Source organism: Bacillus sp. 5w2 (assembly GCF_054353775.1).
In genome coordinates this window covers 289713-308757 of the sequence record NZ_JBTIWT010000003.1, presented here as the reverse complement: position 1 = coordinate 308757, position 19045 = coordinate 289713, and the positions used below count along the sequence as shown (strand labels likewise).

The following is a 19045-nucleotide window of genomic DNA, read 5'->3' as shown; positions in this document are numbered from 1 at the left end:
TTAAAAGGAAGGTGAAAAAATGAGGAAATATGGAATATGGTTAGTTCTATTTGTATGCGTTGCCTTTCTAGTTGGTTATAGTGTTACAACTGTTTTAGGAAAAGAGGAAGTGAAAGTCGATCGGAAAGAAGTGTTTACAACGATACAAAAGGGCTATGAAACCCAATTTTCAATTCGTGGGAAGCATTTGCCGATGAATAAGATGATAGAAACGTTATCACCATATTTTACAGAGAATTTCCTTCAAGTATTTACAGATGAAAATAGTAGAAGTGATAAACAAAGTGGTGAATATTTGCTTCCAGCAAAAGAAGCGCCGTTTTCTTTTCATTCAGAAACGAAAATGTCATATGATGAAGAGCATAAAATTTTATATGTATATGAGCGGGCGAAAAGTGGAGAATATCAAATTGTAACATTACAAAGAGATCAAGGGAAATGGAAATTGGCCGGATATCATGAAAGCCAAGAACTTTTAACTGAAATAAAAAGATTACAACAATTATAAAGTGAAACTTTAATCAGTGGGGGATGTTCGTCTCGCGCTACTTAATAGACCGCAAATAGCAGGATAAAAATAGGAATAGGTTTTTACCTATTCCTATTCTATATTGAGTAGCTGTTGTAATTTTTCAATTTGAAAACCAGCAACAACCTCTCCATCAATTACAACTGTTGGAGTTGAATAAGAATCATAGTCATATAAAAGACGATCGCGTGCAGCAGCGTCTTTTTTTACGTCAAATTCTTCATATACAACGTTATTATGCTTTAAAAATTCTTTCACAATGACACATGGCGGACAATCAGGTTGTGTGTAAACCTCAATTTTTTTCATTGTAATTCCTCCTTTTTTCTGTTTTTTATTATATTCTTCCAGTATAAAAATCGCAATAAAGAAGGAAAAAGATGTTTTTTCTGTTTTTTCCTTCGCATTTCGACAAATTTTTAGTTGAGTTTCTGGCCAATAACCTTTATCCTAGAGTGTGGAACATTTTTTCTGTTATGACGGATAGAATGAGTATAGCTGTAAAACCTATTGGTAGGAAGATCAGAGAAAGGAGAGATTTCATGTCTCTACTCCAAGGAATTTTAACTCGACTTGTTAGTCTACAAGAACAAGCTGAAAGCGGTGAAGTAGCACAACGCTATTTTGAAGTGAACGGTGAGCGCAAATGTAGCGTGAAATTTTTCGATAAAAGTGAAATGTATGAGTTAGAAGTGTATCAACAAGGTGAAAAACCTCAAGTGTATCAATTCGATAATATCGACATGGTTGCAATTGAGATTTACGATATCATTTCTTGATACATATAAAAAAGGTGTTGCCATATGGCAACACCTTTTTTAGTTCTATTACTTTTTAGCATATATGTATAGGGATTTTTCATTTTTCCTACAATGGTAATAAAGTGAAATTGTAATCAGTGGGGCTTCTTCGTCCTATACTGATTATTAGCCATCACCTATTGGGTGTTTATGGGTAGCAAATAGCGGGAAAAAATAACGAGGGGGTGTGTTGTATGGAACGTTTACCAGTTGTGATTTGTCCTAAATGTCACAATTCTGCTGAGATTATTCATGTATTAACGGCTCAATCAAATCAAAATGTAATTTATACGTGCCAAGTTTGCCATTTTGTAATTCGAAATATTGAAACGAATAAAGGGTAGGAAGTTATAATTTTTATTTTTGTCCCATACAATGAGAATACGAAGAGTCTGTCTAATTGAAAGGACGTGACTATGTGGCCGGTGAACATACATTTTATAATGTTTCAGAGAGACATTTAAATTTTGATATGGTCTTTAGCCGTATTTGTAGTTTCATTGAAAAGGATCCACGAAATTTATATCGCTTATCCATTGGGACAGACTCACAAGCACATCAAAAGGATACGAGGTTTATTACGGCAATTCATATTCATCGCGTTGGAAAAGGTGCCTGGGGCTGTTTACACCATAAATCAGTAAAAGATAAGCCAGCAACTTTACGTGAGAAAATATATTTAGAAACGCAGTTTAGCCAAGAAATCGCATGCCTATTTACTCCAAACCATATACAAACAATATGGGATTTATTGCATCCATATGCTCAAGATGGGGCTGGATTTATAATGGAAATTCACTTGGATATCGGAAATGATGGTTTAACAAAAGAATTTATTCTAGATATGACAGCGAAAATTCAAGCGATGGGATTAACTGCAAAAATTAAGCCAGATGCTTATGCAGCGTTTAGTTATGCAAATCGATATACGAAATAAAAAATAATTTTTATATATCTTTCACTAAAAACTGAATATTACATCTATTAAATGAGTTGGAAATTTTATATAATAAGAGTAACGATGCGAGTATAAGGAGAGGGGTATATGAAAAAGGAATTTGTTTTAACGGAAGAAGAAGAGAGTTTGTTACTAGATATTCTATTTCAGCAAAATTATGCGAGTGAAATTTTAGCTGTGGAACTTACAGATATTGAGAATGGTTTAAAACGCACAGATGTGACGCAATATAAAAAAATCACAAGGTTATTTTACAGATTAAAAAATAAGGGGTATTAAGCGCTACCGGAATGGTAGTCTTTTTTTTGTGTTGTATGCTAAAATAACTGTGTAATTTTGTTTTTATTGAAATAAAGTAAGGACAAAATAATAATATGAAAACGCTGTCATAAAATGTGAATAGAGTCGGTGATTAAAAGTAGTAAAAAGGGAAGATGGGGGGATGTAACATGATTAGTATTCCGAAAGACGAGTTTCAACAAATTTTTGTGAAAGATTTAATGATTTCATCAGAAAAAGTAGCGCATGTCCAAATGGGGAATGGTTTAGAGCATGCTTTACTCGTTCTTGTGAAATCTGGATATTCGGCGATACCTGTTTTGGACCCGATGTATAAATTACATGGGTTAATTAGTACTGCTATGATTTTAGACGGTATGTTAGGGTTAGAACGCATTGAGTTTGAAAGACTTGACGAAATGAAAGTAGAACAGGTGATGAAGGAAGACATTCCAGTTCTTAAGTTAGAAGATTCATTTGCAAAAGCTTTAGAAATGACAATTGATCATCCTTTTATTTGCGCTGTCAATGAAGAGGGGTATTTTGAGGGGATTTTAACACGTCGAGCTATTTTAAAATTGTTAAATAAAAAAGTAAGGCAACATAATCGATAATGTGAGAAAAGTGACTTCATAGAAGCGGAGAAGTCACTTTTTTTTCGTGCATATCAGTTGTGTATGTATTATATTTAAAAAGATAAAAAATATAAGAGTATTGAAGTTAAATTAAGGATGAAAAGCTTATTGAGATAAGGTGTATGGAAGCTAAGGAAAGAGGGAGAAAGTTGCAAATTGATGATTTTCAAATGATGGTTGTGTTAGCTCAGGAATCAAATATGAGAAAAGCGGCGGAACGTTTATTTGTTTCACAACCTGCGCTTAGTCAGCGATTACAATCTATGGAGAAACAATGGGGAATGAAGTTTTTTATTCGTTCACAAAAAGGATTGACAATTACACCTGAAGGGGAAAAAGTCGCAAATTATGCAAAAGAAATGCTACAAAGGGAAGAGGATATTAAAAGTGAGCTAGCTGTTTTTAGAACAGAAACACATGGAACGTTAAAAATAGCTGTTGCATCAGTTATTGGTCAATATTGGCTTCCTCCTGTTTTGAAGAAGTTTGTGCATAAATATCCTTCTGTGAAAATATCGCTGTTTACTGGCTGGAGTAGTGAAGTACAAAAGCAATTTTATGAAGGAGACGTTCATGTTGCTATATTGAGAGGAACACAAGAATATAAAGGTCAGAAGCAACAATTATTTGAAGATGAACTTTATTTAGTGGATAAAGAAATAAAAGATATTACGATGTTAAAAGAGACAAATAGGCCGTTTATTCAATTTAAAAGTGACTCGACTTATTATGGACAAATACAAAATTGGTGGTATGGTTTATTTTCTAATCCACCTAAGAGAACAATTGTGGTTGATCAAATTGAGACTTGTAAACAACTCGTTTTAAATGGTATAGGTTATGCTCTTTTACCTTCTACTGTTTTAAAAGAAGTACAGGAAAATATGTATAAAACACCTGTTCAATTAACGAGAGAAACATGGTTATTGACGAGTGAGTCGGCTAGACAATTGAAGCAAGTACAAGCATTTTTAGAAATTATCGAAGAAATTCAAATGGAAAAATAGGATTATTATCTTGCTACTCGCTCTATCGTTTGGTAGAGTAACATTATAAATGGATTTAGGAGGCAACAAGAATGAAAATGATGGACGCTAACGAAATTATTTCGTTTATTCAAAAAAGTGAAAAGAAAACTCCTGTAAAGGTATACATAAAAGGGGATTTAAAAGAAGTAACATTCCCTGAAACGGTACAAGCATTTGTAAATAAAAAGTCTGGTGTATTATTTGGAGAATGGTCTGAAATTAAGACAATTCTTGATGAAAATAGCAAGCACATTGTTGATTACGTTGTTGAAAATGACCGTCGTAATTCTGCAATTCCAATGCTTGATTTAAAAGGTATTAAAGCTCGTATTGAGCCGGGCGCGATTATTCGTGACCACGTTGAAATCGGCGACAACGCTGTTATTATGATGAATGCAACAATTAATATCGGTGCTGTAATTGGTGAAGGTTCTATGATCGACATGAACGCAGTACTTGGTGGACGTGCAACTGTTGGTAAGAACTGTCACGTAGGTGCGGGTGCCGTACTTGCAGGTGTTATTGAGCCGCCTTCAGCAAAACCAGTTATCGTTGAAGATGATGTTGTAATTGGTGCTAACGTAGTTGTGTTAGAGGGAGTTACAGTAGGTAAGGGTGCAGTTGTAGCAGCAGGAGCTGTTGTAACAGAAGATGTACCTCCATATACAGTTGTTGCGGGTACGCCAGCACGTGTAATTAAAGAGATTGATGAGAAGACAAAAGCAAAAACTGAAATTAAACAAGAGCTTCGTCAATTAAACCCAGAGAAATAAAAACAAAAAAGCGTAAGAGCATAACCGGCTCTTACGCTTTTTATAGATAGAGGTGCAAAAATGGCAGTAAGCAAATTCGTTCAAATTCGTAGAGATTTACATAAAATACCGGAAATTGGATTTAAAGAGTGGAAAACACAACAGTATATTTTAGATTACATAGGAACGCTTTCGAATGAGCATGTGGAAGTGAAAGTATGGAAAACGGGTGTCATTGTTAAAGTAAATGGGAAAAATCCAGAAAAAATTATCGGTTATCGCGCAGATATAGACGGTTTACCAATTACAGAAGAAACTGGATATGAGTTTGCTTCTATTCATGAAGGAATGATGCATGCATGTGGACATGATTTGCATACAACAATCGGTTTAGGCCTTCTAACAGCAGCTGTAACAGAAAGAATAGATGATGACCTTGTGTTTCTATTCCAACCAGCTGAAGAAGGGCCTGGAGGGGCTCTTCCTATGTTAGAGAGTGAAGAGTTAAAAGAATGGAAGCCGAATATAATTCTTGGTCTGCATATTGCACCTGAATACGCTGTAGGAACAATTGCTACAAAAGAAGGGCTATTATTTGCAAATACATCAGAGTTATATGTTGATTTAAAAGGAAAAGGTGGACATGCAGCCTACCCGCATACTGCAAATGATATGATTGTTGCAGCAAGTCACCTTGTTACACAACTTCAATCCGTTATTAGTCGTAATGTGAATCCTCTTGATAGTGCAGTAATTACCATCGGAAAAATAACCGGTGGTACAGTTCAAAATATCATAGCAGAAAAGTCTCGGTTAGAAGGAACGATCCGAACGTTATCAGTGGAATCAATGAGTCGTGTTAAAAGTAGGATTGAGGCAATTGTTGCAGGTATAGAAGCTTCCTTCCAATGTGAAGCGGTTATTGACTACGGAGCGATGTATCATCAAGTATATAACCATGAAGCATTAACGAGAGAGTTTATGCAGTTTGTAAGTGAACAAACTGATATGAATGTAATTACATGTACTGAGGCAATGACAGGTGAAGATTTTGGTTATATGCTTCAAGAGATTCCAGGATTTATGTTTTGGCTTGGGGTAAATTCAGAATATGGTTTACACCACGCAAAATTAAAACCAGATGAAGAGGCTATTGAGAAAGCTATTGTATTTTTAGATCAATATGTGAAGTGGAAAGGAACTAGAAAGTAAACTTGCTCGCCAACTTTGCAAAAACTTACAGTGGGCACTTCTTAGTTCCAAGATGAAAATATCGTTCATATTTGCTTTGGATAGTCATCTGCATACAAATGGATAAAATAATGAGCAGTGGTTTTGAGCCGCTGCTCATTATTCATTATCGCTTATTGAGAAGATGATTAGTGAACTAGCTTATATATGTTTACATTTCGTGTGAAAAGTGTGTAAAATCAATGTGAAACATAGAAAAAAGGGTGGGGAATTACGTGCAAATTAGCAGTGCGATGTTGTGTTTCGTCTTATATGCGTATGTTATTATTGCGGCGGTTTATTTTGGGATAAGTTTTTATGCCTACCGTTTAGTAGATAATCATGAATATGACGAAACATATAAATGGGTGAAGAGATATTTATCACCTGTATTAGAAATTATGAATGGGTTTGTACTCTTTTTATTTATTGGATTAATTGCTTTCTCAACGAGTTTGGTAGGGAATAAAACGACATTATTTGTACTAGGTATCATTATTTTTATGTTGCTAGGAATACGGATTGGTAACACGGTGTTTTGGAATGAAAGAAAAGTAGATGGCTGGACTGGAATGTTAATCCCGTGTATGTTAGCGGCTATCGTGACAAACATAGAACATGAGTATTATCAATTACATTTTTGGCTCATTATCGTTTTAACAATTCTTTCGGTTTTGTATATAAGTACCGTAGTACTAACATACATTGCACATGAAAAAGGTGATGTTAAAGGAACTCGCTATTTTAGAGGGCGAGCACTATTCTGGAGTGTGCCAACCATGGCGGTTATAGGAATTATTGCGATATTAGTAAATGGATATCAATTTACTAATTGGCAACTGTTTTTAGAAAGTTGGTGGATTTTCATCATTTCGTTTATCGCTTTTTTAGGTGCAACGCATTATTTATTCCATCAACATCATTATATATTGGCATTGCTATTCGCATTTATACAACTATTATTTGCTTTCTTCGGACAAGAAACGTTATTATTCGTTTTTGAAACATTTAGTTCATTTGGAAATATATTTGTATTTGGTATGTTAATTTTCAGTATCGCATTTTATTTACAACAGTATTTTTATATGCAAAAACAAAAATAAGAATGATATACAGATTTTTGTAGCAAATCTAAAGTATGTTACAATAAAAATACATAGTATTCGATGTTATTGGAGGAATTCCTGTGGGTGAAAAAGAGAAAGAATTTGCTGTCATTGGGCTTGGACGTTTTGGTGGAAGTATTTGCCGGGAACTCGCTCAATTAGGTATGGAAGTAATGGCAATTGATTCAGATGAGGATAAAATTAATGAGTTTGCAAATATAGCTTCACATGCTGTAATTGCAGATTCAACAGATGAGATGGTATTAAAAAGTCTTGGTATTCGTAATTTTGATCATGTAGTCGTTGCTATTGGAGACAATTTAAATTCAAGTATTTTAACAACATTAATTCTGAAAGAGTTAGGTGTAAAAAATATTACTGTAAAAGCTCAAAATGATTACCATGAAAAAGTGTTAAGTAAAATAGGGGCAGATCACATTGTGCACCCAGAGCGTGATATGGGAAAAAGGATTGCTAATAATATTGCATCAAGTAATGTATTAGACTATCTTGAGCTTTCAGATGAGCATAGTATTGTAGAGATTATAGCAAATAAAAAAATTGATGGTCATTCTTTAATCGAATTAGATATTCGTGCGAAGTTTGGATTGAATATTGTAGCGATTAAACGTGGTAAAGAAGTCATTGTATCTCCTCGAGCTACGGAAAATATTCAAGCGGGAGATATATTAATTGTAATTGGTCATGACGATGAAGTAGATCGTTTTAAACACTTTTTAAGATAAGAGAAAAGGACAATACCTTCACGGTATTGTCCTTTTTCTTATATCTCCATAATGATTGGTAAAATCATTGGACGACGTTTCGTTTTCTCATACAGGAATGGTGCTAATGTGTCTGTAATTTCATTTTTAATTTCAGACCATTGTGTTGTTTTGCGTTCCATTACTTTTTCTAAATGAGTTGTAATCAATGTTTGAGCATCATTAATTAAATCACTACTTTCCCGCATATAAACGAAACCACGTGAGATAATATCAGGTCCTGCTGCAACTTTAAATTCTTTCATATCAATGCTTACAACTACAATAACAAGTCCTTCTTCAGAAAGGATACGACGATCGCGTAATACGATATTACCGATATCTCCAATACCATTTCCGTCAATATAGACAGAGCCAGATGGTATTTTACCAGCTACGCTTGCTTCATCAGAACGTAAGGCAAGAACATCTCCATTATCCATGATGAAACAGTTTTCTTCTGGAATACCACAATCATTTGCTAATTTCATATGCATACGTTGCATACGATATTCACCATGAATTGGCATGAAATACTTCGGTTTAATTAGACGAAGCATTAGTTTTTGTTCTTCTTGTCCGCCATGTCCACTCGTATGAATGTTTGACAGTTTTCCGTGGATTACATCAGCACCAGCACGATACAACATGTTAATTGTACGGCTTACGCTAATTGTATTACCAGGGATTGGTGAAGAAGAGAAAACAACTGTGTCGCCAGGAATGATTTGAATTTGACGATGAGTACCATTAGCAATACGTGAAAGTGCTGCCATTGGCTCACCTTGACTACCTGTACATAAAATAACAACCTTATTCGCTGGTAGGCGGTTTAGTTGAGCTGTATCTATGAATGTATCCTTTGGACAGCGAATATAACCAAGGTTTTGTCCGATTTCAATCGCTGCTTCCATACTTCGACCGAACACAGCAACTTTACGATTGTTTTCAACAGCTGCTTCAACAACTTGTTGTAGACGATGGATATTTGATGCAAAGGTTGCGAAGATAATACGACCTTCTACTTTGCGGAAAATATCTTGAATACTATCACCAACACGGCGCTCAGACATTGTAAAGTTTGGAACTTCACTGTTTGTACTGTCAGATAAGAGACAAAGTACACCGTCTTTTCCGATTTCAGCCATTTTTGTTAAGTCCGCTGGTTCACCGACTGGTGTAAAATCAAATTTGAAATCACCAGTATGAACAACTTGTCCTTGAGGTGTTTTCACAACAACTCCGTATGAATCCGGAATACTGTGAGTTGTACGGAAGAAGGAAACAGACGTCTTTTTAAATTTAATAACATCATCTTCTTGAATTTCATAAAGTTTTGCTTTACGAAGTAATCCGTGCTCTTCTAATTTGTTTTTGATTAGTGCAATTGCTAATTTCCCACCATAAATCGGAATGTTTACTTGACGTAATAAGTAAGGAATTCCACCGATATGATCTTCGTGACCATGTGTAATGAATAATCCTTTAATTTTATCTTCGTTTCGCACAAAATAAGTGTAATCTGGTATTACATAATCGATTCCGAGGAGTTCGTCTTCTGGAAATTTAATTCCAGCATCAATAATAATAATTTCATCTTGAAATTGAACAGCATATGTATTTTTACCGATTTCTCCAAGTCCACCTAAAGCGAAAACGGCAGCCTGATCATTCTTTAGAAATTTCATATGACTATACGATTTCCGCTAATGTTAAATCAGCGTTTTGTTTTTCATATTCAAGATGAGCACCAGTAACAGATTGAACGAACTCGATATTATATGCGAACTTATTTAATTTTTTACGAACATCCTTTTCAGACGTAGCCTCTAAATATAAAACTTTTGTATTTTCACGTACTGGAACCTCAGTCGTTTTTTCTTGATAAAATACTTTAAAAATCATTTGGAAAACCTCTCCTTGTCTATGTTTTGCATTATCTGTTACTTATTATAAAGCAAACAGTCACGATTTTCATGTTTTTTCGAATGAGAATGAAGAAAAAGCCCGAAATGGGCACAATTTAAGCGATTGTCTTTTTACGGACTAGATCTTTTAAATAACGCTTGAGCTTTTTCTTCAGCTTCTTCAGCATGATTACTCCTTCCTTTCCTTATTTTAAACATGCATATTACTAGTGAAAACTCCGTCTCTGATAAAGAAAGAGGACAAAAGTGAATGTTGAATCTTGTCCTTTCGCATACAGGGAAAGTTATTCTATAGTAACGATTAGTAGCCGTTAGTTATAGGTATAGTATGAGAAAGAATAGAGAAGAAAATTCATACGAACAAGTATCCACATTTTTTACTAATATATATATGCAGATTTCATAAATAAGGTCAGAAAGTGAACGCTTTCTTCACAGATGTTTAATATGTTATACTTTTTTTTAGCATTTGAAAAGCGATAATCAAAATAGGAATATAGAGTAACAGAAAGGATTTTGACAAATGAATGATAAAATTGTCTTTTTTGATATTGATGGAACATTATTAGATCATGATAAAAAAATTCCGCAATCTACACGAGATGCAGTAAAGCAGTTACAAGAAAAAGGTGTGCATGTAGCAATTGCAACTGGACGTGCGCCGTTTATGTTTGAAGATATTCGTAAGGAACTCAATATACATAATTATGTTAGTTTTAATGGACAGTACGTTGTATTTGAAGATGAGGTAATATTTAATAACCCGTTACATCCGGCTGCCTTGCATAAGTTTACTCAGTTTGCAAAACAAGAAGGATATCCACTTGTATATCTTGATCATCAAGACATGAGAGCATCAGTAGAATATCATGATTATGTGAAAGAAGGTTTTGGGAGTTTAAACTTTGAACATCCGGCATATGAACCTGATTTTTATGAGAAACGTAATATTTATCAAACACTTCTTTTCTGTGAAGTGAATGAGGAGGAAAAGTTTATTAATCAGTACCCAGACTTTCATTTCATTCGCTGGCATGCGTATTCAATGGATATCATTCCAAATGGTGGTTCTAAGGCAAAAGGGATTGAAAAATTCATTGAGAAATTAGGATTTAACCGTGAACAAGTGTATGCATTTGGAGATGGCTTAAATGATTTAGAAATGATTGAAGCGGTTGGGACAGGTATTGTGATGGGAAATGGTCATGAAGACTTGAAAAAACTTGCAAATCACGTGACAAAGGATGTTAGTGAAGACGGCATATATCATGGATTAAAATGGGCGGGATTGCTATAAGTGAATATGAAACCCATTTCATATAAAAAAGGCGGAAGATTAACTCCCGCCTTTTTTATTATCGCTCTAGAGGTTTTGAATCGTCAGGAGCAGCAAATGGATTTTCTTTATTAATGTGGTCATAGAACATAACACCATTTAAATGGTCAATTTCATGCTGAAATACGATTGCTGGTAAACCTTTTAAACGTAATTTTACTTCTTCACCGTTGATAGATGTTGCTTTCACTGTAATTCTTGTGTAACGGGGGACATAACCAGGTACTTCGCGGTCTACAGAGAGACAGCCTTCCCCGCTTTGTAAATATGTACGTTCAACAGAATGACTAATGATTTTTGGATTGAATAATGCATGACTATATAACGTACCGTCCGTATCAGTTACATGAACCGCTATCATTTTCTTTGAAATACCGATTTGCGGAGCCGCTAATCCGATTCCAGGGCGTAAACTATATTTTTCAGCCATTTCAGGATCTTGGCTATTTATTACGAATTCAATCATTTCTTTAAGGGTAGTTGTATCTTCTTCGCTCGCCGGCATTGATACCTCTTCTGCAACGTTTCGCAAAATAGGATCTCCTTCGCGAATTACATCTTTCATTGTAAGCATATGTAATCTCTCCTTTCTTTTTTAGTCTACCAAAGGAGAGGGGAAAAGTCATCGACAAGTAGTGTAAGCGCTTTGGAAAGCGTTCTACTATAGAATATTTATGTATGTAATAAAAAGAAAAGACGGCAAAGCCGTCTGTTTCTTTCCATAGTTGTTTCATTTTACATTAGCGAATGCAAGCAGCACCAACGATAATTAAAAGAATAAACAACACAACGATTAAGGCGAAGCCGCGTCCAGATCCGCCACAAGAACCGCCATAACCGTAGGAAGGATATGAACAAGTTGGATAGCAATATGAGTATCCGTACATGAGATGACCTCCTTTATCATTTCCCGCTAATACTGCGGTTACTATAATGTATGGAGGGGAGAGTAGAAATGTATGGGTAATTACCTATAAAAGGAAGAAGAGTTTGTATATTTTTGTTAAGAAGAGAGAAAAACTAAAGAGAATTAAATCGTTTACATATTATTCTAAGAGAAAAAACAAGTTAAAAAGGGAATAATATAACAGTAGGTCAATGCTTACTAATACAGATGTGAAAAATAAAAACACGTTTGTGTAGAAGAAACCTGCAGATTATTTATAAAAAAACGTATTCAAAGTAATTGACATCGTAATTAGAATAGTTGTAAACTAAAAAACGTGATCAAGATTGTATTAATATGTTTCTGAAAAAACATTAGTACAGATTGTTAGGTACACAAAATTATTCTCAACCGACAGATAAATTTGTTGGTTTACATTGTTGCGTTTTCAGTCTAGCTAATAGATAGTGAAAGCGTTTCAGAATATGGTTCAAGAGAGGAAGAGGTGAACGGAATGGGTACTAAAACAAAAAAGACCCTATTTAATGTTGATGAGCAAATGAAAGCTATCGCAGCTCAATTTGAAACATTACAAATTTTAAATGAAAAAGGCGAAGTTGTGAATGAAGCAGCTATGCCTGAATTATCTGATGATCAATTAAAAGAATTAATGCGCCGTATGGTGTATACTCGCGTACTAGATCAACGTTCTATTTCTTTAAACCGTCAAGGACGTTTAGGTTTCTACGCACCAACAGCTGGACAAGAGGCTTCTCAATTAGCAAGTCATTTCGCACTTGAAGCAGAAGATTTCATCTTACCAGGATATCGTGATGTGCCACAATTAGTATGGCACGGTTTACCATTATACCAAGCATTCTTATTCTCTCGTGGACATTTCATGGGTAACCAAATGCCTGAGAATGTAAATGCACTTGCTCCACAAATCATCATCGGTGCGCAAATCATCCAAACTGCTGGTGTTGCGTTAGGTATGAAACTACGTGGTAAAAAATCTGTTGCAATTACTTACACTGGTGACGGTGGTGCTTCACAAGGTGACTTCTACGAAGGTATGAACTTTGCGGGTGCATTCAAAGCTCCAGCAATCTTCGTTGTACAAAACAACCGTTATGCAATCTCTACTCCAGTAGAAAAGCAATCTGCAGCTAAAACTGTAGCGCAAAAAGCAGTAGCAGCAGGTATTTACGGAATTCAAGTAGACGGTATGGACCCATTAGCTGTATACGCAGCAACTGCTTTCGCTCGTGAGCGTGCAGTAAACGGCGAAGGCCCTACTTTAATCGAGACTTTAACATTCCGTTACGGTCCACATACAATGGCTGGTGATGACCCAACTCGTTACCGTACAAAAGATATCGAGAACGAATGGGAACAAAAAGATCCAATCGTACGCTTCCGTGCATTCTTAGAAAACAAAGGCCTATGGTCTCAAGAAGTTGAAGAGAAAGTAATCGAAGAAGCAAAAGAAGATATCAAACAAGCAATTGCTAAGGCTGACCAAGCTCCAAAACAAAAAGTTACTGATTTAATGGAAATCATGTACGAAAAAATGCCTTACAACTTAGCTGAACAATATGAAATTTACAAAGAAAAGGAGTCGAAGTAAGCCATGGCTCAAATGACAATGATTCAAGCAATCACTGATGCTTTACGCGTTGAAATGAAAAATGACCCTAACGTACTTGTGTTTGGTGAAGACGTTGGTGTAAACGGCGGTGTATTCCGTGCTACTGAAGGTTTACAAGCTGAATTCGGTGAAGATCGTGTAATGGATACTCCACTTGCAGAGTCTGGTATTGGTGGACTTGCAGTTGGACTTGCATTAGAAGGCTTCCGTCCAGTTCCAGAAATCCAATTCTTCGGTTTCATTTATGAAGTAATGGATTCAGTTTCTGGTCAATTAGCTCGTATGCGTTACCGTTCTGGTGGACGTTGGACTGCTCCAGTAACAATTCGTTCTCCATTCGGTGGCGGTGTTCATACTCCTGAACTACATGCTGATAGCTTAGAAGGATTAGTGGCTCAACAACCTGGTCTAAAAGTTGTTATTCCATCTACTCCATACGATGCAAAAGGTCTTTTAATCTCTGCGATTCGTGACAACGATCCAGTTATCTACTTAGAGCATATGAAATTGTACCGTTCATTCCGTCAAGATGTACCAGAAGGCGATTACACAATTGATTTAGGTAAAGCTGATATCAAACGTGAAGGTACAGATGTATCTGTTATCGCTTACGGTGCTATGGTTCATGCTGCATTAAAAGCTGCTGAAGAACTTGAAAAAGAAGGTATCTCTTTAGAGGTAGTTGACTTACGTACAGTTCAACCATTAGATATCGAAACAATCATCGCTTCTGTTGAAAAAACAGGCCGCGTAGTTGTAGTTCAAGAAGCACAAAAACAAGCTGGTATTGCAGCTAACGTTGTAGCGGAAATTAACGACCGTGCAATCTTAAACTTAGAAGCTCCAGTTGTACGTGTTGCAGCTGCTGATACAGTATTCCCATTCTCTCAAGCTGAGAGCGTATGGTTACCAAACCATAAAGATATTGTTGAAGCTGTTAACAAAGTAATGAACTTCTAATTTTTAGCTTTTCATGTGCAAAAGAAATCAGCACATGCTGGTTTCTTTTGTACATATTCCATAATAATGAAATGAATCAGGGGGCTGAATTCCGTGGCATTTGAATTTAAACTACCAGATATCGGTGAAGGTATCCACGAAGGTGAAATCGTAAAATGGTTTATTAAACCAGGCGATGAAGTAAACGAAGACGATGTACTTCTTGAAGTACAAAATGATAAAGCAGTAGTAGAAATCCCTTCTCCTGTTAAAGGTAAAGTACTTGAAGTACTTGTAGAAGAAGGAACAGTTGCAATTGTAGGAGATACATTAATTAAATTTGATGCTCCTGGATACGAAAACCTTAAATTTAAAGGTGACGATCATGATGCAGCTCCAAAAGCTGAAGAAGCAGCAGTAGAAGCTCCAGCAGCGGAAGCTACTCCAGCAGCAACTGCAGAAGTAGTAAATGAGCGCGTAATCGCTATGCCATCTGTTCGTAAATATGCTCGTGAAAACGGCGTAGACATTCATAAAGTAGCTGGTTCTGGTAAGAACGGCCGTATCGTAAAAGCTGACATCGATGCATTTGCAAATGGTGGACAAGCAGTAGCAGCAACTGAGGCTCCAGCAGCAGTAGAAGCTACTCCAGCAGCAGCGAAAGAAGAAGCACCAAAAGCACAACCAATCCCAGCTGGTGAATATCCAGAAACTCGTGAGAAAATGAGTGGTATCCGTAAAGCGATTGCAAAAGCAATGGTTAACTCTAAGCATACAGCTCCTCACGTAACATTAATGGATGAAATTGATGTAACTGAGCTTGTTGCTCACCGTAAGAAGTTCAAAGCTGTTGCAGCTGACAAAGGTATTAAATTAACTTACCTTCCATACGTTGTTAAAGCTTTAACATCTGCATTACGTGAATACCCAATGTTAAACACTTCTTTAGATGATGCTTCTCAAGAAGTAGTTCATAAACATTACTTCAACATCGGTATCGCAGCTGATACAGACAAAGGTCTATTAGTACCAGTTGTTAAAGATACAGATCGCAAGTCTATCTTCACTATTTCTAACGAGATCAATGATCTTGCTGGTAAAGCACGTGATGGTCGTTTAGCTCCGGCTGAAATGAAAGGTGCTTCTTGCACAATTACAAACATTGGTTCTGCAGGTGGACAATGGTTCACTCCAGTTATCAACCACCCAGAAGTAGCAATCCTTGGTATCGGCCGTATCGCTGAGAAGCCAGTTGTGAAAAACGGTGAAATCGTTGCAGCTCCAGTATTAGCATTATCTCTAAGCTTTGACCATCGTTTAATTGACGGCGCAACTGCTCAAAAAGCATTAAACCAAATTAAACGTCTATTGAATGACCCACAATTATTAGTAATGGAGGCGTAATAACAATGGTAGTAGGAGATTTCCCAATTGAATTAGATACAGTCGTTGTTGGTGCAGGTCCTGGTGGATACGTTGCGGCAATTCGTGCAGCACAATTAGGTCAAAAGGTAGCAATTATCGAAAAAGCTAACCTTGGTGGCGTATGCTTAAACGTTGGATGTATTCCTTCAAAAGCGTTAATCAATGCAGGTCATCGTTATGAGAATGCAATGCATTCTGATGACATGGGTATCACTGCAGAGAACGTAAAAGTTGACTTTACAAAAGTTCAAGAATGGAAAAACGGCGTAGTTAAGAAATTAACTGGCGGTGTTGAAGGCCTTCTTAAAGGTAACAAAGTTGAAATCATTCGCGGTGAAGCTTACTTCGTAGATGCTAATACATTACGCGTAATGACTGAAGATGCAGCACAAACGTATACGTTTAAAAATGCTGTTCTTGCAACTGGTTCTACACCAATCGAAATTCCAGGATTCAAATACTCTAAACGTGTTATCAACTCTACAGGCGCTTTAAGCTTACCTGAAATTCCTAAAAAACTTGTTGTAATCGGCGGCGGTTACATCGGTATGGAATTAGGAACTGCATATGCTAACTTCGGTACAGAAGTTACTGTAGTAGAAGCTGGCGACGAAATCTTAGCTGGTTTCGAAAAAGCTATGAGCTCTGTTGTTAAACGTGCTCTTCAAAAAAAAGGTAACGTAAATATCCATACAAAAGCTATGGCTAAAGGCGTTGAAGAAACAGAAACTGGCGTAAAAGTTAGCTTTGAAGTTAAAGGTGAAATCCAAACTGTAGAAGCAGATTACGTATTAGTAACTGTAGGTCGTCGTCCAAACACTCAAGAAATCGGTCTTGAGCAAGTTGGAGTTAAAATGACTGACCGCGGCATCATCGAAATCGATGAGCAATGTCGTACAAACGTATCAAACATCTATGCAATCGGTGATATCGTTCCTGGACCACCATTAGCTCACAAAGCTTCTTACGAAGGTAAAGTAGCTGTTGAAGCAATTAGTGGCCATGCATCAGCAATCGATTACATCGGAATTCCTGCAGTATGCTTCACTGATCCAGAATTAGCATCTGTTGGTTACACTAAGAAACAAGCTGAAGAAGCAGGAATGACAGTAGCTGTATCTAAGTTCCCATTCGCTGCAAACGGTCGTGCGTTATCATTAAACAGCACTGACGGTTTCCTACAACTTGTAACACGTAAAGAAGATGGTCTTCTTGTAGGTGCTCAAGTTGCAGGTGCAGGCGCTTCTGATATTATCTCTGAGATTGGTTTAGCTATCGAAGCTGGAATGACAGCAGAAGATATCGCTCAAACAATCCACGCTCACCCAACATTAGGTGAAATCACAATGGAAGCAGCTGAAGTTGCTCTTGGAATGCCAATTCACATTGTAAAATAATTTAAGTAATGAAAATAACCCATCTCTTATTGAAAGAGATGGGTTATTTTTATTTTAATAAAATGGCTTGCAAGGTCTTTATATGTACTTGTCGAATGAATATATAATACTTTAAATGAACCGTTAGAACATATGTTAATTCAAAAGTAGTATATATGCTTTCCTATATTATGTAATTGATTCAAACTTAATCCCATATATTAATAAAATAGAGCATGTCAAAGGAGAAGGTTCCATGAGAATATTACATGTTATATTTTATCATTTTTTATTATGGAGTGGTTTTTCCGTTGTATTATCATTGTCAAATGGTGATAAGTTGCATTACAAGGTAATGCTATTTTTTGTATTTCTTTATTTAGCATATGTGATCGCATATTTTGTATTGCATACCAGAAAGCAGGCTTTATTCCTTACGTGTTCAAATTGCATACTATTTTTAATTATATTTTCTATTACTTAAATTAACGTTTATAGAAATACATTGTTCTTCCATTAAATAATTGTAATTCTCCTTCTAATTTCTTCGCTAGAAAACGGCAAAATTCATTTGCTTTTCCTTTATCACCAAATGTTGCATTAGGTGGTAAAGAAATCTGAATAAAAGATTGTTCCTTTTCTATACCGACACCAACATAAATGGAGTCATATCGATCGTGAGTAGATTGTAGTTTTAATGTTGTTGCTGATGTGTCTAAAATTTCATAGGGAAAAGCGGTATTTGTATAAGCGTAATTAATTTGAACACCAGTTTTGGAAGTAACTGTTTGATAGTAAAGAAAAAGTTGTTTTATATCATCTATTGAAACAGAGTGTTGATTGGATTTAGGTACAAGCGTAATAAATGCATGTTGCATATAAGTTCCCCCTAACTTAGTAGAATACTATCATTCTACATCCTACTGAATTTTTTGACAATTAAAAGGAGTATTCCTTTTTTTGTTTAATATACTAGTGAAAGGTGATGTAGAAAGGTGGAAACCGATGTTTGAAAAATTGTATGATGAGCATGAAAGTGTGAAGGTACGATTTTTGGGGTTTATGACACATGATACTCGTTATGATTTTGGTGTTATTTATACAAATATGTTTTTTGGAAAGCCACTCATTGTTTGCATGCAAACAGGAAGGTCTACTTTACTTGGACGAGATGATGTAGAGAATGTTCAACATATACAGGAAATTTTTAAATTAGGGTCAGAAGAGGAAGCGGCAGAGTTAGCTCAGTTTTTCAAATTTTTAGTCCCATCTACTTCTTTGCATGCGGAATATGAAGAATAGTTAATGTAAAACAGTCGTATGTATAAATATGGCTGTTTTTTTGTTTGAATATCGCATACTAATTTAAATTAAAAATATTTAATGTGTTATACTAAAAACCTATTGACGTAAAAAGTATAAC

At 35.8% G+C, this 19045-nt stretch carries 24 protein-coding genes; 18 read left to right on the top strand and 6 right to left on the bottom strand.

Translation table 11 applies throughout. The annotated features are described in order from the left end of the window. Nucleotides 1–19 precede the first annotated feature (19 nt). Nucleotides 20–508, top strand: a complete 489-nt coding sequence (locus tag ACXY7N_RS08955; protein WP_016135270.1) for a DUF3993 domain-containing protein — start codon at nt 20–22, stop codon at nt 506–508. 93 nt (nt 509–601) lie between these two features. Here the strand turns inward: ACXY7N_RS08955 and ACXY7N_RS08950 are convergent, their stop codons facing one another. Then, nucleotides 602–838: a glutaredoxin family protein gene (locus ACXY7N_RS08950; RefSeq protein WP_016135269.1), complete on the bottom strand. Its 237-nt coding sequence runs from the start codon at nt 836–838 to the stop codon at nt 602–604. A gap of 233 nt (nt 839–1071) precedes the next feature. Between ACXY7N_RS08950 and ACXY7N_RS08945 the strand changes: the two genes are divergently transcribed. From ACXY7N_RS08945 to ACXY7N_RS08900, 10 genes are all read left to right on the top strand, one after another. Continuing rightward, nucleotides 1072–1308 (top strand): YkuJ family protein, encoded by a 237-nt coding sequence (locus ACXY7N_RS08945; protein ID WP_000055151.1) that lies wholly within the window; start codon nt 1072–1074, stop codon nt 1306–1308. Between the two features lie 215 nt (nt 1309–1523). Continuing rightward, nucleotides 1524–1673 (top strand): hypothetical protein, encoded by a 150-nt coding sequence (locus tag ACXY7N_RS08940; RefSeq protein WP_016086506.1) that lies wholly within the window; start codon nt 1524–1526, stop codon nt 1671–1673. 74 nt (nt 1674–1747) lie between these two features. Continuing rightward, nucleotides 1748–2266 carry a ribonuclease H-like YkuK family protein gene (locus ACXY7N_RS08935; protein ID WP_000896654.1) on the top strand — a complete coding sequence of 173 codons (519 nt, stop codon included), beginning with the start codon at nt 1748–1750 and terminating at the stop codon, nt 2264–2266. A gap of 108 nt (nt 2267–2374) precedes the next feature. Next, complete coding sequence (gene abbA, locus ACXY7N_RS08930) at nt 2375–2566, top strand: antirepressor AbbA (protein ID WP_016086508.1); 192 nt, start codon at nt 2375–2377, stop codon at nt 2564–2566. 170 nt (nt 2567–2736) lie between these two features. Beyond that, entirely contained in the window at nt 2737–3180 is a 444-nt protein-coding gene (gene cbpB / locus ACXY7N_RS08925; protein ID WP_016086509.1) for a cyclic-di-AMP-binding protein CbpB, read from the top strand. 143 nt (nt 3181–3323) lie between these two features. Next, entirely contained in the window at nt 3324–4208 is an 885-nt protein-coding gene (gene ccpC / locus ACXY7N_RS08920) for a transcriptional regulator CcpC (protein WP_016086510.1), read from the top strand. A gap of 71 nt (nt 4209–4279) precedes the next feature. Continuing rightward, on the top strand, nt 4280–5002 hold the full coding sequence (gene dapD / locus ACXY7N_RS08915) for a 2,3,4,5-tetrahydropyridine-2,6-dicarboxylate N-acetyltransferase (RefSeq protein WP_016086511.1): 723 nt from the start codon (nt 4280–4282) through the stop codon (nt 5000–5002). 60 nt (nt 5003–5062) lie between these two features. Beyond that, on the top strand, nt 5063–6193 hold the full coding sequence (locus ACXY7N_RS08910) for an N-acetyldiaminopimelate deacetylase (RefSeq protein ID WP_016086512.1): 1131 nt from the start codon (nt 5063–5065) through the stop codon (nt 6191–6193). A 254-nt stretch (nt 6194–6447) separates the two neighbouring features. Further along, a complete protein-coding gene (locus ACXY7N_RS08905; RefSeq protein ID WP_016086513.1) occupies nt 6448–7314 on the top strand; it encodes a cytochrome d ubiquinol oxidase subunit II in 867 nt (288 codons plus the stop codon). 83 nt (nt 7315–7397) lie between these two features. Continuing rightward, nucleotides 7398–8063, top strand: a complete 666-nt coding sequence (locus tag ACXY7N_RS08900; RefSeq protein WP_000504032.1) for a potassium channel family protein — start codon at nt 7398–7400, stop codon at nt 8061–8063. Nucleotides 8064–8101: 38 nt separating this feature from the next. On the opposite strand, the gene rnjA is transcribed toward ACXY7N_RS08900, so the two are convergent. Together rnjA and ACXY7N_RS08890 are read right to left on the bottom strand one after the other, a co-directional pair. Next, nucleotides 8102–9769, bottom strand: coding sequence for a ribonuclease J1 (gene rnjA, locus ACXY7N_RS08895; RefSeq protein WP_000670370.1), 1668 nt, complete (start codon nt 9767–9769; stop codon nt 8102–8104). Nucleotides 9770–9773: 4 nt separating this feature from the next. After that, nucleotides 9774–9986 (bottom strand): DNA-dependent RNA polymerase subunit epsilon, encoded by a 213-nt coding sequence (locus ACXY7N_RS08890; protein ID WP_016086514.1) that lies wholly within the window; start codon nt 9984–9986, stop codon nt 9774–9776. A 546-nt stretch (nt 9987–10532) separates the two neighbouring features. Here ACXY7N_RS08890 and ACXY7N_RS08885 point away from each other — a divergent pair. Then, on the top strand, nt 10533–11306 hold the full coding sequence (locus ACXY7N_RS08885; protein ID WP_016086515.1) for a Cof-type HAD-IIB family hydrolase: 774 nt from the start codon (nt 10533–10535) through the stop codon (nt 11304–11306). Nucleotides 11307–11364: 58 nt separating this feature from the next. Here ACXY7N_RS08885 and def read toward each other — a convergent pair whose 3' ends face one another. Together def and ACXY7N_RS08875 are read right to left on the bottom strand one after the other, a co-directional pair. Next, entirely contained in the window at nt 11365–11919 is a 555-nt protein-coding gene (gene def / locus ACXY7N_RS08880; RefSeq protein ID WP_016086516.1) for a peptide deformylase, read from the bottom strand. Between the two features lie 166 nt (nt 11920–12085). Next, the gene (locus ACXY7N_RS08875) at nt 12086–12232 is read right to left on the bottom strand and encodes a YjcZ family sporulation protein (protein WP_000274562.1); all 147 of its coding nucleotides are present in this window, start codon (nt 12230–12232) and stop codon (nt 12086–12088) included. Between the two features lie 513 nt (nt 12233–12745). Between ACXY7N_RS08875 and pdhA the strand changes: the two genes are divergently transcribed. The 5 genes from pdhA (at nt 12746) to ACXY7N_RS08850 (ending at nt 18106) form a co-directional block, all read left to right on the top strand. Beyond that, nucleotides 12746–13861 carry a pyruvate dehydrogenase E1 component subunit alpha gene (pdhA, locus tag ACXY7N_RS08870; protein WP_000536893.1) on the top strand — a complete coding sequence of 372 codons (1116 nt, stop codon included), beginning with the start codon at nt 12746–12748 and terminating at the stop codon, nt 13859–13861. A 3-nt stretch (nt 13862–13864) separates the two neighbouring features. Beyond that, nucleotides 13865–14842, top strand: a complete 978-nt coding sequence (gene pdhB, locus ACXY7N_RS08865; RefSeq protein WP_000068162.1) for a pyruvate dehydrogenase complex E1 component subunit beta — start codon at nt 13865–13867, stop codon at nt 14840–14842. Nucleotides 14843–14935: 93 nt separating this feature from the next. Beyond that, complete coding sequence (gene pdhC, locus ACXY7N_RS08860; protein WP_016086517.1) at nt 14936–16225, top strand: pyruvate dehydrogenase complex dihydrolipoyllysine-residue acetyltransferase; 1290 nt, start codon at nt 14936–14938, stop codon at nt 16223–16225. 5 nt (nt 16226–16230) lie between these two features. Next, nucleotides 16231–17643, top strand: coding sequence for a dihydrolipoyl dehydrogenase (gene lpdA, locus ACXY7N_RS08855; protein ID WP_000260106.1), 1413 nt, complete (start codon nt 16231–16233; stop codon nt 17641–17643). Nucleotides 17644–17878: 235 nt separating this feature from the next. Next, nucleotides 17879–18106, top strand: coding sequence for a hypothetical protein (locus ACXY7N_RS08850; protein ID WP_488592366.1), 228 nt, complete (start codon nt 17879–17881; stop codon nt 18104–18106). A 1-nt stretch (nt 18107) separates the two neighbouring features. Here the strand turns inward: ACXY7N_RS08850 and ACXY7N_RS08845 are convergent, their stop codons facing one another. Beyond that, nucleotides 18108–18500, bottom strand: a complete 393-nt coding sequence (locus ACXY7N_RS08845; protein ID WP_016086519.1) for a DUF1885 family protein — start codon at nt 18498–18500, stop codon at nt 18108–18110. Between the two features lie 127 nt (nt 18501–18627). Here ACXY7N_RS08845 and ACXY7N_RS08840 point away from each other — a divergent pair, with 127 nt between their 5' ends. Next, nucleotides 18628–18924: a DUF3055 domain-containing protein gene (locus ACXY7N_RS08840; RefSeq protein WP_033659890.1), complete on the top strand. Its 297-nt coding sequence runs from the start codon at nt 18628–18630 to the stop codon at nt 18922–18924. Nucleotides 18925–19045 lie beyond the last annotated feature (121 nt).